Source organism: Streptomyces sp. NBC_00872, from assembly GCF_045161915.1.
In the GTDB taxonomy this organism is placed as follows: domain Bacteria; phylum Actinomycetota; class Actinomycetes; order Streptomycetales; family Streptomycetaceae; genus Streptomyces.
In genome coordinates, this window is sequence record NZ_CP108806.1 from 8,036,770 (window position 1) to 8,051,629 (window position 14,860).

Annotated in this window: 12 protein-coding genes; 7 read left to right on the top strand and 5 right to left on the bottom strand. The window is 71.6% G+C overall.

Annotated features, from left to right (window positions below; all coding sequences use genetic code 11):
* Positions 1-106 precede the first annotated feature (106 nt).
* Both OG214_RS34340 and OG214_RS34345 read right to left on the bottom strand, forming a co-directional pair.
* Positions 107-982, bottom strand: coding sequence for an MOSC domain-containing protein (locus OG214_RS34340; protein ID WP_405986923.1), 876 nt, complete (start codon positions 980-982; stop codon positions 107-109).
* Between the two features lie 194 nt (positions 983-1,176).
* Positions 1,177-1,644, bottom strand: coding sequence for a DUF6643 family protein (locus OG214_RS34345; RefSeq protein ID WP_363083638.1), 468 nt, complete (start codon positions 1,642-1,644; stop codon positions 1,177-1,179).
* A 251-nt stretch (positions 1,645-1,895) separates the two neighbouring features.
* Between OG214_RS34345 and OG214_RS34350 the strand changes: the two genes are divergently transcribed.
* Positions 1,896-3,194 carry a TerD family protein gene (locus tag OG214_RS34350; protein WP_405986924.1) on the top strand — a complete coding sequence of 433 codons (1,299 nt, stop codon included), beginning with the start codon at positions 1,896-1,898 and terminating at the stop codon, positions 3,192-3,194.
* A 104-nt stretch (positions 3,195-3,298) separates the two neighbouring features.
* Here the strand turns inward: OG214_RS34350 and OG214_RS34355 are convergent, their stop codons facing one another.
* Positions 3,299-4,669: a glycosyltransferase gene (locus OG214_RS34355; RefSeq protein WP_405986925.1), complete on the bottom strand. Its 1,371-nt coding sequence runs from the start codon at positions 4,667-4,669 to the stop codon at positions 3,299-3,301.
* 58 nt (positions 4,670-4,727) lie between these two features.
* On the opposite strand from OG214_RS34355, the gene OG214_RS34360 reads away from it, so the two are divergent.
* Both OG214_RS34360 and OG214_RS34365 read left to right on the top strand, forming a co-directional pair.
* Positions 4,728-5,648 (top strand): glutamate racemase, encoded by a 921-nt coding sequence (locus tag OG214_RS34360; protein ID WP_405986926.1) that lies wholly within the window; start codon positions 4,728-4,730, stop codon positions 5,646-5,648.
* 247 nt (positions 5,649-5,895) lie between these two features.
* Positions 5,896-6,456, top strand: coding sequence for a hypothetical protein (locus OG214_RS34365; protein ID WP_363083642.1), 561 nt, complete (start codon positions 5,896-5,898; stop codon positions 6,454-6,456).
* A gap of 159 nt (positions 6,457-6,615) precedes the next feature.
* On the opposite strand, the gene OG214_RS34370 is transcribed toward OG214_RS34365, so the two are convergent.
* Complete coding sequence (locus OG214_RS34370) at positions 6,616-7,701, bottom strand: O-antigen ligase family protein (RefSeq protein WP_405986927.1); 1,086 nt, start codon at positions 7,699-7,701, stop codon at positions 6,616-6,618.
* A 365-nt stretch (positions 7,702-8,066) separates the two neighbouring features.
* Here OG214_RS34370 and lnt point away from each other — a divergent pair, with 365 nt between their 5' ends.
* The 4 genes from lnt (at position 8,067) to OG214_RS34390 (ending at position 13,166) form a co-directional block, all read left to right on the top strand.
* Positions 8,067-9,671 carry an apolipoprotein N-acyltransferase gene (gene lnt / locus OG214_RS34375; protein ID WP_405986928.1) on the top strand — a complete coding sequence of 535 codons (1,605 nt, stop codon included), beginning with the start codon at positions 8,067-8,069 and terminating at the stop codon, positions 9,669-9,671.
* 114 nt (positions 9,672-9,785) lie between these two features.
* On the top strand, positions 9,786-10,265 hold the full coding sequence (locus tag OG214_RS34380; RefSeq protein WP_363083645.1) for an NUDIX domain-containing protein: 480 nt from the start codon (positions 9,786-9,788) through the stop codon (positions 10,263-10,265).
* A 55-nt stretch (positions 10,266-10,320) separates the two neighbouring features.
* The gene (locus OG214_RS34385) at positions 10,321-11,187 is read left to right on the top strand and encodes a 3-hydroxybutyrate dehydrogenase (RefSeq protein WP_405986929.1); all 867 of its coding nucleotides are present in this window, start codon (positions 10,321-10,323) and stop codon (positions 11,185-11,187) included.
* 86 nt (positions 11,188-11,273) lie between these two features.
* Positions 11,274-13,166 carry a GAF domain-containing protein gene (locus OG214_RS34390; protein ID WP_365906891.1) on the top strand — a complete coding sequence of 631 codons (1,893 nt, stop codon included), beginning with the start codon at positions 11,274-11,276 and terminating at the stop codon, positions 13,164-13,166.
* Positions 13,167-13,232: 66 nt separating this feature from the next.
* Here the strand turns inward: OG214_RS34390 and OG214_RS34395 are convergent, their stop codons facing one another.
* Positions 13,233-14,633, bottom strand: a complete 1,401-nt coding sequence (locus OG214_RS34395) for an MFS transporter (RefSeq protein ID WP_405986930.1) — start codon at positions 14,631-14,633, stop codon at positions 13,233-13,235.
* Positions 14,634-14,860: the final 227 nt, after the last annotated feature.

Genomic DNA, 14,860 nt, shown 5'->3' on the forward strand with positions numbered 1-14,860 from the left:
AGAGCAAGCTCACCTCGTTGTCCGCTGCACCCACCTGTCGTCGAGGGCGGGTCTGTCCGGGGCGGTCGTTCGGGGTGGGCCGGGGCTCATCGGGGCAGGCCGGGGTTCAGTCGAGCACCGTGAACGGATCACCCACCCGGAGCGTGCCGGTGGACTCGGGGACGAGGTTCTGCCCGAAGATCAGCCGCCCGTCGAGCCGGCGGTACTTGCCAAGGGTGTGCAGCGGCTCCTTGCCGCGCTCGGCGGTCCGCTGGTCCGTGGTGGTGACGACACACCGACCGCAGGGCTTGGCGACCCGGAAGGCCACCTCCCCGACGGCGACACGGCGCCAGCCGTCCTCGGCCCAGGGCGCTGTCCCGGCCACGACAAGATTCGGCCGGAACCGGTCCATCGGCAGCGGGCCCTCATCCGCGTGATCCCCGCTCGCGATCAGGGAGTTGAGGGCGTCGAGCGAGCCGAGCGTGGTGACGAGCAGCGGAAAACCGTCCGCGAAGCTGACCGTCTCCCCGGGCCGCGCGAACTGTGGATCGACAGGCCTGCGCGAGGCGGGGGCGTCGAGATGGACGAGCCTGACCTCCACCCCGAGGTAGGTGCTCGCCCACTCGTGCGCATCGCTCCCCGCGGGCACGGCTTCGACCTTGGTCCCGAAAACATCCACCACGACGGTGCCCGTGCCCCCCGGCTCCGGTTCTCCTGCCACCGTGGGCGGCTCAGGCGCCGTCCATGGTTCGAGGACCGTCAGCGGCTCAAGTCCGGGCGCGTACAGCCGGATCCCGCCGTCCGGCCGTGACTCGGCGCGGGCCAGGGCCAGCCGTGGCCGCTGGCGCTGCGTGACCACCTTTCCCGTGCCGTCGATCAGTGTCCAGCGCCGGTCCCCGGCGAGCCCCCAGGGCTCGACGAGCGCGCGCTCGGGCGTACAGCCGGCCATCGACTTGACCGGATGGATGCGCAGGGCGTGCAGAACTGACGGGCTCGGTCGCACTGACCGGGCCGACTGAACCGACTGAACCGACTGGGCTGGCTGAACTGGCTGAGGGACCGGCTTCGGCATGAAGCCATCCTGTCAGCAGCCCCCGGCCCGAGCGGGCACATTCCCTGGGTCACTACCCCCAGGTCGCCACCCCTCCGCAGGCCGGAACCTCCGTGAGTCAGAACCTCCGGCCGGCACCCCGCAGGTCAGTACCCCCGCGTCTGGTAGGGCCGGTTGTACGGGTCGTCGTACTGCGTGGGCGGCGCGGGCGCCGGGCGCGGAGCCGCCGGACGCATCGCCTCGTACCCCGTACCGGGCATCGGACGCTGCGGCTGGGGCTGCGGCTGGGCGGCCGGGTACCCACGCGGCGGTGCCTGCTGCGGGATGTACGGCGCGGGCGCGTGCTGCAGCGGCATGGGCTGCTGCATGGGCATCGGCTGCTGCTGGTAGCCGCCGTACGACGGTGCGGGCTGGGAGGGCGCCGCGGGAAGGGCGGGCAGCGCGGAGGGCAGAGCCGGCAGATAGCTGTTGCCCGTGTCATAGGCGGAAGGCACTCGGATCGGCGCGATCTGAGGCGTGCCCCGCTCCGCGACCAGGGAGTCGTAGATAGGGGTGTCCGGGAACGACGGCGCGGTGTAGTAACCGCCGCCGTAGGTGGCGCGGGGGGAGGTCATGGAACATAAGTTAAGCCCACGATGTGCCGGTTGGGGAGTCCGATAAGGGGGTTCTTTCGGTAGCTGTGGGAGACTTCGGATCCCCAATGCGAGCGAACATGGGAAAAACGGTCGTCCGAAGGTGTTCAGATCGTGTAAAGGGCAGGCTAGCGGGGGGTTACCGGCGGGTCTCGCGGGGTCCGAACGGCGTTCCTACCATTAGGTTGGCGGCACGAAATCTTCGGACACCCCGACCCGCGATGGGGGCGAGCATGGCCATGCTTAAAGGAGCCAATCTGCCGGTACCGGCGCCTGCTGTCCGAGTTGAATTGGGATGGCGTTCGGGACCCGGCGTACCGGACGTGGACGCGTCGGCGCTGCTGCTCGTCTCGGGACGGGTCCGCTCCGACGCCGACTTCGTCTTCTACAACCAGCCGGTGCACGCGTCGGGCGCCGTACGCCACGAGAACAAGGCGAGCGGGGGAGCCGGGGTCACGGACAGCCTCACGGTCGATCTCGCGCGCGTGGAGCCCGCCGTCGAGCGGATCGTCCTGGCGGCGTCCGCCGACGGCGGCAGCTTCGGACAGGTGCCGGGGCTCCATGTACGGGTGCTGGACGCGGCGTCGGGCACCGAGATCGCGCGGTACGACAGCCAGGACGCGACCGTCGAGACGGCGTTCGTCCTGGGGGAACTGTACCGCCGCCAGGGGAGCTGGAAGTTCCGCGCGGTGGGGCAGGGGTACGGCAGCGGACTCGCGGGTCTGGCAACGGACTTCGGTATCTCGGTCGACGAACCGGTGCAGCGGTCCGCGGCTGCGGCGGCCACGGCACCCGCGGCGGCCACGGTACCCACGGCGCCCGCCCGGACCGTGCCGCCCGCCGCGCCCGCCCGGACCGTGCCGCTGGCTCCGCCCGTCGCGCCTCCCGCCCCCGTACGGCTCAGCAAGGTGACGCTGACCAAGGAAGCCCCGACCGTCTCCCTCGCCAAGCAGGGCGGCAGCTCCGGCGCGATGCGCGTCAACCTCAACTGGCAGGTGCGCAAACAGTTCAAGGGCTGGGGCGCCAAACTCGGCCGGGCCGTCGCCATGCATGGCGATCTCGATCTCGACCTGTGCGCTCTCTATGAACTCACCGACGGCCGCAAAGGCGTCGTCCAGGCACTCGGCAATGCCTTCGGCGCGCTCAACCAGCCGCCGTACATCCATCTCGACGGCGACGACCGTACGGGCGGGAGTGCCAGTGGTGAGAACCTCACCATCAACCTCGATCACAAGGACCGGCTGCGCAGGATCGTCATCTTCGTGACGATCTATGAAGGCGCCCGCAGTTTCGCGGATCTTGACGCGACGGTCACTCTCCAGCCGCAGCACGGTGCCGCGATCGACTTCTCACTCGGTGAATGCACCGTGCCCTCCACGGTCTGCTCACTGGCGCTGATCACCAATACCGGCTCGGACCTCGTGGTCCAGCGCGAAGCGCGCTTTCTCGTACCGGAACGCGGCGTCAGTCCGCAGCGGACCATCGATTACGCCTATGGCTGGGGCATGAACTGGACGCCCGGCAGGAAGTGACGTACGCGCGGACGCGCGTACATGTACGTCCGCTCCGGACCGGACCGCTGAGGGCGGCCCCCGTGCCGCTCCGTGCCGCTCCCGGGCCGCTTCGATCGCGTGCGTCAGCGGTCCGGAGCGGCCTGCGGACGGGAGTACGTACGGCCCTTCCAGGCCGCGCCGCGGCCCCGGTAGTGCTGTACGGCGGAGTCGACCGTCATCAGCAGGTAGAGCGACGCCGTGAGCGGCAGGAGCGGGGCCAGCCAGAGCGACTGCCGGTAGTAGCGCAGCATCGGGATGTACGTCCCCGTCATCACCGCCCACGCGGCGAGACCCAACCACCCCGCCGCCGTGTCCCCGCCGAGTACACCCGTGCCCAGGGCGACCGGCGGCGCCAGATAGATCAGCGCGAGACCCGCCACCGTCCCGAGGAGCACCAGCGGATTGTGCCTGAGCTGTGCGTAGGCGCTGCGTGAGACCATCCGCCAGAGATCGGCCAGCCGTGGATAAGGACGCACACTGTCCACCCGCTCGGCGAGACCGAGCCAGATGCGGCCCCCACTGCGCTGTACCGCCCGCGCCAGTGACACATCGTCGATCACGGCCTGATGGATCGACTCGGGCACCTGTGCGCGTACGGCGGCCTCCGTACGGAGGAGGACACAACCGCCCGCCGCCGCCGCTGTACGGCGGCCGGGACGGTTGACCCAGCGGAACGGATAGAGCTGCGCGAAGAAGTAAACGAACGCCGGTACGACGAGTTTCTCCCACACGCTCGCCACCCGGAGCCGTGCCATCTGCGAGACCAGATCGAGGTCCCGTGCCCTGGCTGCGGCGACCAGTTCCCGCAGACTGTCCGGCTCGTGGGCGATATCGGCGTCCGTCAGAAGCAGATACTCGGGGTCGTGGGCGCGCGCCAGCGCGATGCCGTGCCGCAGTGCCCACAGCTTTCCCGTCCAGCCGGGCTCCGGTTCGCCGGGCGAGGCCACCGTCAGCGGCAGCCCGCCGAGCCGTGCGGACAGCTCACGGGCGAGTCCGCCCGTACCGTCCTCGCTGCCGTCGTCGATCAGGAAGATCTCGGCCTCGCCGGGATATGTCTGAGCCAGCAGGGACGGCAGGCTCTCGGGGAGCACCGCCGCCTCGTCCCTGGCGGGCACGACGACGGCGACGGACGGCCAGCGGACGCGGCCCTCGTCCCCGGCCGCCGTCCCGGTCCCGGTCCCGGTCCCGGCTCCGGCGGCGGCCCCAGGCCCGGCGGGCTCGGCCCCGGCGGTCCCGGACTCGGCCCCGGCTTCCGCTCCGGCTCCCGCGGACCCCGACCCGGCCCCGGCTTCCGCTCCGGCTCCCGCGGCCCCCGACCCGGCTTCGGCCGCGTCGAGGTGGTACTCCTCGTGCTCGGGCAGCCGCTGGTCCGTACGCCAGAAGCACCCCTGACCCAGCAACAGCCAGCCCCATATGGCCAGCGAACCCATGGCGATCCAGGCAACGGCGCTCATTCGCCGCAGTCTGCCCCACATCAGCGGGACCGCACACGCTGTCGACTATGGTGACCGAGTGAAGATCGCGCTCATGGACTCAGGCATCGGTCTGCTCGCGGCCGCCGGCGCGGTACGGAGGCTCTGCCCCGACGCCGATCTCGTCCTCTCGTCCGACCCCGACGGAATGCCCTGGGGCCCGCGCACCCCGCGGGACGTCACCGAGCGCGCGCTCGTCGTGGCGCGCGCCGCGGCGGAGCACCGTCCCGACGCGCTCATCGTGGCCTGCAACACCGCGACCGTGCACGCCCTGCCCACGCTCCGCGCCGAACTGGAGCCGGGGCTCCCGGTGATCGGTACGGTCCCGGCGATCAAACCGGCCGCGGCGGGCGGCGGGCCGCTCGCGATCTGGGCCACCCCGGCCACCACAGGCAGTCCGTACCAGCACGGACTGATCCGTGACTTCGCACCGTCCGTCGGTGTCACCGAGGTGCCCTGTCCGGGGCTGGCGGACGCCGTGGACGCCGCAGACGAGGCCGCGATCGACCGCGCGGTGGCCGCGGCGGCGGCGCTCACACCGCGCGATGTAAGGGCCGTCGTCCTGGGCTGCACCCATTACGAGCTGGTGGCGGAACGTATCCGTACGGCCCTTCGGCGGCCCGGTCTGCCGGATGTGGTCCTGTACGGCTCGGCCGACGCCGTCGCCGCGCAGGCGCTGCGCAGGATCGGCGCGGGTGTCGGCGGTGCCGGGACCGGCTATGACGACCGCGGCTATGACGACGACCGGGTCCTGGTGACATCGGTCACGCCGACGGGACCGTCGGGCGGCGCGGTGGGCGGCTCCTCGGGCGGTCCGTCGGGCGCTCTCGGCCCTGTCCCGGGTCCTCCCTCGGGCGGGCGGCTCACGGTGCTGCTCAGTGGACGCGAGTCCGTGCTCCCGGAGCCCGCGCTCGCCTACGCGGAGGGCCGGCTGCTCGCCGCCGTCGACCAGGTGCGCTGACCCGAACGGAGCATGCTCCGGAGGGCGTCCGGAGTACGCGCGGAGCGCCTGCTGGACGTCCCCGGGACACATACGGGACGACCACCGACCCGGGCGCTGACCGTGCGGGCGCCCGCATGGAGTACGGACGCCCTGCGTGGAGTACGGGTGGAGTACGGACAGGGCCGTACGGAGCGTGCACGGGGTAACGCCGCATCAGCTCGCGGAGGGACTACCGTCACATCGGAAGCTGGGTACTCTGCAAGACATGAGGGAGCACCCCCGGCATGAGGGCCACCCCGATGAGCCCTTGCCCGACACCTGGACAGGCCGCGCCACCAACCGCGCGCAGTGGCTGCTCGCCGCCGCCGGCGCCGCGTGTATCGCGCTCGGGATCGTGCTGGCCGTGGAATCCTCCTGGTCCTCCGGATACGCCGCCCTGCTGATGTCGGTCGTCGGGTGCGTGGCGGCGGGACTGCTGATCCTCTTCGGCACCCTGGCGTTCGTGCATGTGGCGGTCCGGGTGGAGGGTGACTGCCTGGAGGTGCGCTGCGGTCATATGGGCCTGCCGCGCCGCCGTATCCTGCTCGCCCATGTCGTGGACGCCGACTTCGCGCCGAGGGTCACTCCGCGCCAGTGGGGCGGCTGGGGCTATCGGTGGCGGCCCGAGATGGGCACGGCCGTGGTGGTGCGCCGGGGCGAGGCCCTGGTGCTCAAGCTGGGCGACGGCAGGATCTTCACCGTGACGGTGGACGACGCCGAGTCCGCGGTGCGCTTCATCCGCAGCCGTCTGCAACTCGCGCCCAAGTCCAACACGGCGGGCATCTGACCGAGGGCGCGGAGCCCCGCCAGGCCGCGGCACGGCCGACTGCCCGTGGCACGGCCGACTGCCCGTGGCACGGCCGACTGCCCGCGATACGGCCGACTGCCCGCGATACGGCCGACCGCCCGCGGTACGGTCCGGACCCCTGAACGCCGGGGTTGTCACCTAAACTCCGTCCTGCCCCGATGTGTGCGCGGATGTGATGGACGACACAGGAAGGGCGCCGATCTCCGGTCTCGCCGTGGCCAGGCCCGCGAGCAGACCCGCGCCCGCCGTCACCGGGGTGAAGCTGAGCGCGTTGCCCACGCTCGCCACGGCGGCGAGTGCGGTCAGCGCGGCTCCCGCCGTGAGGACCACGGGGGTGGAGCACGCCGAACGCGCCAGTCCGTACAGCAGCCAGCCGAACACGGCGCCCAGCAGCAGGACCCCCACCACCCCCTGTTCCGCGGCCTGCTGGAGCGCCGCCGAGTGCGGGGTGCGGTCGCTGTCCAGCGACCGCGTCACGGTCGGACTGAGGTCGCCGAAGCGGTCGGGTCCCGAGCCCAGCAGGGGGTGTTCCGTCGCCAGTTCGGCCGCGTCCTGCCACAGCGCCACCCGGTGCTGGGTGAGCTGACCCTCCAGCGAGACCGAGAGCCCCTCGGGCAGCGCCTGCTCGGCCACCGCCCACGAGGCGCCCACCACCAGCGCCGTGACCAGGGCGAGTCCGGCGAGACCGGCCACCCGGCGCCGTGTCCTGACCGCCGCCGACGAGCACAGCAGCACCCCGAGCACCGCGATGAACCCGGCGACGGAACCGAACAGCAGCGCGGTCGCCGCGATCGTCACCGCCAGCAGCCCCGTGGCCAGCCGGACCGATGGAGGACCGGCCGCCGTCGCCGCGCAGCAGACCGCGCCCGCCGAGAGCACCAGCAGTCCGGCCACCGCGCCCGTGTCGCCCGGCGGAGTGCCCACGGTCACGGCCGCGCCGAACCAGTCCTGGCCTGATGCGATCGCCGCCGCCAGCCAGGCGACCGCCATCACGGAGGCCGTCGCGACCGGCGCCAGGGACCCGCTGATCCGGCCGCTGGCGTACCCCGCCGTGACGGCGAGCACCGCGAGCAGGACCCCTTCGGGCCTGCCATCGGTCGCTGCCGCGCTGATCAGCGCCCATACGGCGCAGGCACCGAGGACCACGGCGCCGGCGACATCGGGCGCGCCGGCGCGTTCCGGTACGACTGATCGTTCCACCGGTGGTTCCGCTGGTGCGGCCATCCCGTCGCCCCCCGACCTCTGACGGGCCCCGTCCACAACCGCCGGATCCGGCCATGCGACAAGGACTGGCGGACACGGTAATGGCAGCGGTGCCCATGTGTGGAGGGATTGCGAAGGTACGCCGCCGCACGTGTCGGTCGTACGCGGGGACACGCGCTGGGCGTATGCGCCGGGCGCCTCCGTCGCGCGCGTCCTCGGGCGCGGCCGTCCCCTCGTGGGAGGTCGTCTCCTCGTGCGCGGTCCTCTCCTCGCGCGAGGCCGTCCCCCCTCGCGGGGGCCGTCCTCTCGTGCGCGGTCCTCTTCCTCGCGCGAGGTCGTCGGCCCGTGCTCCCCCGCATACGGCGCCCCACCGTAGACTCCGCCAGGTGAGCGCCACCATCACCACCGTCGAGCCCACTCCGTCCGCCCCGGCTTCGGGCGGCCGCGGTCTGCTGCGACGGTTCACCAGGCCGGTCGCGGCGGCGCTGTCCGGCGTCCTGCTGTACGCGAGCTTCCCGCCCCGCACCCTGTGGTGGCTGGCACTGCCCGGCTTCGCCCTGCTCGCCTGGAGCCTGCACGGCCGCCGGCCACGTGCGGCACTCGGCCTCGGCTATCTCGCCGGGCTGGGCTTTCTGCTGCCGCTCCTGGTCTGGACGGGCGCCGAGGTCGGACCGGGACCATGGCTCGCGCTGGTCGCGATCGAGGCGCTCTTCATCGCGCTCACCGCCATGGGGATCGCCGCCGTGTCGCGGCTGCCCGTGTGGCCGGTCTGGGCCGCGGCGGTCTGGATCCTCGGCGAGGCGGTCCGCGCGCGTGTGCCGTTCGGCGGGTTTCCCTGGGGCAAGATCGCCTTCGGCCAGGCGGACAGTGTCTTCCTGCCGCTCGCCGCGGTCGGCGGCACGCCCGTACTCGGCTTCGCCGTCGTCCTGTGCGGCTTCGGGCTGTACGAAGCGGTACGCCAGGTCCTCGCCTACCGGAGGACCCGCAAGGTCCCGCGCTGCGCCGCGGCCGTCGCCGCGCTCACCGTCCTCGTCCCCGTCGTGGCGGCACTCGCCGCGCTGCCGCTGGTGGACGACTCGGCCGAGGACGGCACCGCGACCGTCGCCGCGATCCAGGGCAATGTCCCCAGGGCGGGCCTCGAATTCAACGCCCAGCGCCGCGCGGTCCTCGACAACCATGTCCGCAGGACGCTTCAGCTCGCCGACGATGTGAAGGCGGGCAAGGAGCCCCAACCCGACTTCGTCCTGTGGCCGGAGAACTCCTCCGACATCGATCCGTACCGCAATCCCGACGCGCGCGACGTGATCGACCAGGCCGCGAGGGCGATCGGCGTACCGATCTCCGTCGGCGCCGTCGTCACCCCGGACACCGGACCGCTGCGCAACACCCAGATCCTGTGGGACCCGGAACGCGGTCCCACGGCTACGTACGACAAACGGCAGATCCAGCCGTTCGGCGAGTATCTGCCACTGCGCTCCCTCGTACGGATGATCAGCCCCGGCTACGCGGACATGGTGCGCCGGGACTTCGGCCGGGGGACCGAGCCGGGCGTCTTCGACCTGGCGGGCACCGAGGTGGGGCTCGCCACGTGCTACGAGGCGGCCTTCGACTGGGCCGTACGGGACACCGTCACCCACGGCGCCCAGCTCATCTCCGTACCCAGCAACAACGCCACCTTCGACCGCAGCGAGATGACCTACCAGCAACTGGCGATGTCGCGGGTGCGGGCCGTGGAGCACAGCAGGACGGTCATCGTCCCCGTGACCAGCGGCGTCAGCGCGATCATCCAGCCGGACGGCAGGATCACCGAGAAGACGGGGATGTTCACCCCGGGCGCGCTCGTCGCCGAGGTCCCGCTCCGCTCGTCCCTGACCCCCGCCACCCGCCTCGGCACGCTTCCCGAGGGCCTGTTGGCGGCGGTCGCGCTGGGCGGCCTCGGCTGGGCGACGGCCCGTTCCGTACGCGGCAGGAGGAACGCGGCGGCCGGTTAGGCCCTGTCCGGATTGTCGGGCCGGGGTCCCGGGGGTTTCCGACGAGGGCCGGAGGGTTTCCTACGACGTCCGGTTGGCTCCTGGGCGCGTCCGACGGGCGGTTATGGTCGGCGCATGGGAACCCCTGACTTCATTCGACAGATCCGCGCCACCGCGGGCCACCAGCTCCTTCTGCTGCCCGGCGTCAGCGCGATCGTCTTCGACGACGACGGGCGCGTACTGCTGGGCCGCCGCGTCGACACCGGGCGATGGTCGATCATCGGCGGGATCCCGGACCCGGGGGAGCAGCCCGCGGTCACGGCGGTGCGCGAGGTGTACGAGGAGACCGCCGTACGGTGTGTGGTGGAGCGGGTCGTGCTCGTCCAGGCGCTGGAGCCGGTCGTCTACCCCAACGGCGACGAGTGCCAGTACATGGACATCACCTTCCGCTGCCGTGCGGTCGGGGGCGAGGCGCGGGTCAACGACGACGAGTCCCTGGATGTGGCGTGGTTCCCGGTGGACGGGCTGCCGGAGCTCGGGGAGTTCGCGCTCCTCCGGATCAAGCAGGCGCTCACGGACGCACCCACATGGTTTGAACCTATGCCTTCCTACTGAAGTGTGGGCGCCGACCACATCGGTCGGGACCTGAGCGCTGCTTAGGGTGCGGAATATGACCGCGCCCACCACACCAGGTCCTGCCGACGCCTCCGTCGCCGCCACCGAGACCGTTTCCCCCCTCGACGGGGCTCCCGCCGCGGCCCCGGCCGCTCCCGTCGCGCTCGACCTTGGCGGCCGTGTCGCCCTGGTCACCGGGGCCGCGAGCGGTATCGGCCGGGCCTGCGCGCTGCGGCTCGCGGCGGCCGGGGCCCGGGTCAGAGCCGTGGACCGGGACGGCGAAGGGCTCGACGGTCTGGCCGAGGACGCCAAGGGGCTGGTGGGCACCGTCGAACCATGGGTGCTCGATCTGACCGACCTCGACGCGGCCGAGCGGGCCGCGGCGGGCACGGACGTTCTCGTCAACAACGCCGGAATCCAACTGGTCCGCCCCATCGAGGACTTCCCGCCCGATGTCTTCCACACCGTTCTCACGGTCATGCTGGAGGCGCCCTTCCGGCTGATCAGGGGCGCGTTGCCGCACATGTACGGCGAGGGATGGGGCCGGATCATCAATGTGTCCTCCGTACATGGGCTGCGCGCCTCGCCCTTCAAATCGGCCTATGTGGCCGCCAAACACGGCCTGGAAGGTCTCTCCAAGACCGCCGCGCTGGAGGGGGCCTCGCACGGAGTCACCTCCAACTGCGTCAACCCCGGGTATGTGCGTACACCACTGGTCGAGAAGCAGATCGCGGACCAGGCGGAGACCCACCACATCCCCGAGGAGCGGGTCCTCACCGATGTCCTGCTCCAGGACTCCGCGCTGAAGCGCCTTCTCGAACCGGACGAGGTGGCCGAGGCGGTCGCCTATCTCTGCACCCCGCAGGCGTCCTTCATCACCGGTATCTCGCTCACCCTCGACGGCGGCTGGACCGCGCACTGACCCTTCCGAGCGGCCGGGTTGTCCACATCGTTTGCGTTGTCCACAGGGCTGGCGCAGCCGGCCGTACGACGGGTAATCCTGTGTCCATGTCCCACGATCAGGCTTCCTACCTGGAACTCCTCGCGCGCGGCGCCGCGGCGGAGGCATATGACCGGCCCGCGCTGCTCGCCCGTGCCGACGGCGCGGGGGCGGAGACGCTCGCCGCGCTGGAGCACGCCAAGCGGCTCGCCCTGCGGGTGCGGGCCGAGCTGGCGGAGCGGCGGCGCCGGGAAGCCGAGCTGTCGGCGCTCTTCGAGACCGCGCACGACCTGGCGGGGCTGCGCGATCTCGACGCGGTGCTCCGGGCGATCGTGCAGCGTGCCCGTTCGCTGCTGGGCACGGAGGTCGCGTATCTCTGTCTCAATGACGCCGCCGCGGGCGACACGTACATGCGCGTCACGGACGGATCGGTCTCGGCCCGCTTCCAGCAGCTCAGACTCGGTATGGGCGAGGGACTCGGCGGGCTCGTCGCCCAGACCGCGCGTCCCTATGTCACCGACAGCTATTTCGACGATCCCCGCTTCCAGCACACCAGAGCCATCGACTCCGGAGTGCGCGACGAGGGGCTGGTCGCCATTCTCGGTGTCCCGCTCATGCTGGGCAGCCAGGTCATCGGGGTGCTCTTCGCCGCCGACCGCCGGGCCCGGGTCTTCGAGCGTGAACAGATCGCCCTGCTGGCCTCGTTCGCCGCACACGCCGCGGTCGCGATCGACACCGCGAATCTGCTGGGGGAGACCCGTTCCGCGCTCGCGGAGCTGGAGAAGGCCAATGAGATCATCAAGGAGCACAGCGCGGTCATCGAGCGCGCCTCGGACGTGCACGACCGGCTCACCGAACTCGTGCTGCGCGGCGGCGGGGTCCATGACGTGGCGAGCGCGCTGTCCGAAGTGCTGGACGGCACGGTGGAGTTCGCGGGCCCCGGCTCCGCCTCCGTGACCGCCCTGGAGCTGACGGGGACCGACGGCCGTGCCAAGTGCCACGACGGGGTCTGGGGCGTGGCCGTCTCGGCAGGCGGCGAGCTGCTCGGCGCGCTCGTCCTGCGCGGCCATCCCGGGCTGGACCCCGTCGACCAGCGCACCCTGGAGCGGGCCGCCATGGTGACCTCACTGCTGCTGCTCGCCCGCCGCTCGGCGGGTGAGGCCGAACAGCGCGTGCGGGGCGAGCTGCTGGACGATCTCCTCGACGCCCCGGACCGTGATCCGCGGCTGCTGCGCGAACGGGCCGTGCGGCTCGGCGCGGATCTCGACGCCCCGCATGTGGTGCTGGCCGCCAGGATCGACGGCCCCGCCCCCGACACCACGGAACGGGAGACGGCCGACCGGCGCCGGCTGTGGTCCGCCGCCTCGCATCTCGCGGCGACCGGCCAGGGACTGGCCGCCACCCGTGACGGGGGCACGGTCCTGCTGCTGCCGCTCGCCCCCGGTGACACGGCGGCCGGCCTGGCCCGCCGCGCGGCGGCCCAGCTCGGCGGGGCGTTGCGCGAGCCCGTCACCATCGGGGCCTCGGCCGTCGTCGAGTCACCCGCCGCGCGGCCGGGCGCGATAGCCGAGGCGTACGCGGAGGCGAGACGCTGCCTGGACGCGCTGCGGCTGCTCGGGCGTTCCGGCGACGGCGCCGCGGCCCAGGATCTGGGCTTCCTCGGACTGCTGCTCGCCGACACCCGTGACATCGAGGGCTTCGTCCACCGCACCATAGGTGAGGTCGTCGACTACGACGAGCGCCGGGGTACGGACCTGGTCCGCACCCTGGGGGCCTACTTCGCCTGCGGTATGAGCCCGGCCCGTACGAAAGACGCGCTGCACGTCCATGTCAACACGGTCGCCCAGCGGCTGGAACGCGTCGGACGGCTGCTCGGTCTGGACTGGCAGTCACCGGCGCGGGCCCTGGAGATCCAACTCGCGCTGCGGCTGCACGCGATGGCCGCCGCTGTCGTGCGGTGAACGGAGCGTTCACCGCACGACAGCGGCGGCCATGACCCGCCTTCTCCGTTCCTCCGCGTGGCGGAGTCAGGAGCGTGGGGTACGTGCGGACGCGGGCTCCGCCTGGCGCGGCGCGGGCACCTTCGCGGACTCCGGCTCGGCGTCCACATTCGTGAGGTCGCGCTGCCGGGTCTCCCGCGCGCAGATGATCGCCACGACGGTGATCAGCGCGGCGGCGATGACATAGAGGGAGATGGGCGTGGAGCTGTCGTAGTCGGCGAGCAGTGCCGTCGCGATGAGCGGCGCGGGCGCACCGGCCGCCACCGAGGCGAACTGCGCGCCGATCGACGCCCCCGAGTACCGCATCCGGGTCGCGAACATCTCCGAGAAGAAGGCCGCCTGCGGCGCGTACATCGCACCGTGCAGCACCAGTCCGACGGTGACGGCCAGCAGCAGATTGCCGAAGCTCGCGGTGTCGATCAGCGCGAAGAAGGGGAACATCCAGGCCCCGACGCCGACCGCGCCGATCAGATACACGGGCCGGCGGCCGATACGGTCCGACAGCGCGCCCCATGCCGGGATCACGGCGAAGTGCACGGCGGAGCCGATGAGTACGGCGTTGAGCGCGGTCTGCTTGCTCATCTCGACGGCGGTTGTCGCGTAGACCAGGATGAAGGCGGTGATCACGTAGTAGCTGATGTTCTCCGCCATGCGCGCGCCCATCGCCACCAGCACATCCCGCCAGTGGTGCTTCAGAACGGACACGATCGGCGTCTTCTCGGCCGTGTCCGCCGTGGACTTGCGCTGTTCGGCCTGCGCCAACGCCGCCTTGAAGACCGGGGATTCATCGACGGAGAGCCGAATCCACAGACCGACCAGCACCAGCACACCGGAGAGCAGGAACGGTATGCGCCAGCCCCATGAGGTGAAGGCGGCGTCCGAGAGCAGCGCGGTGAGCGCCGAGAGCACCCCGGTGGCGAGCAACTGCCCGGCCGGCGCCCCGGTCTGCGGCCACGAGGCCCAGAACCCCCGCCTCTTGGCGTCCCCGTGCTCCGACACCAGCAGCACGGCCCCGCCCCACTCACCACCGAGCGCGAACCCCTGGATCAGCCGCAACACGGTCAGCAGCACAGGAGCCGCCGTACCGATGGTGGCGTGCGTCGGCATCAGCCCGATGGCGAATGTCGCACCCCCCATCATCAGCAGACTCAGCACGAGCAGCTTCTTACGCCCGAGCCGGTCCCCGAAGTGCCCGAAGACCAGCGCCCCGATGGGCCGCGCGGCAAAACCGACGGCATAGGTGAGGAAGGACAGCAGCGTCCCGACGAGCGGATCGGAGTCGGGAAAGAACAGCTTGTTGAACACAAGAGCGGCGGCGGAGCCGTACAGGAAGAAGTCGTACCACTCGATGGTCGTGCCGATGAGACTCGCGGCGACGATGCGCTTGAGTGAACTGGGCGTTGGGGGAGCGGATGCCGAGGCAGCCATGGTCACCACTTCCGAGCGGGTCTGGGGACGGTTGTTGTGTCGCCACACCGTAGGAATGCCCAGGTCAAGGGCCCATGTGGTGGGACACCATAGTTAAGTCCCAAGGTGTGCGCGCACACCCCATGTCTGCACTCAGGGGCCGACGCCAGGGACTCCGCCGAGGGCGGAGCGAGCGGTGTCAAGAATGCGTAACTCCAGACGATTTGACGGTACGGTGCTGACTCCCG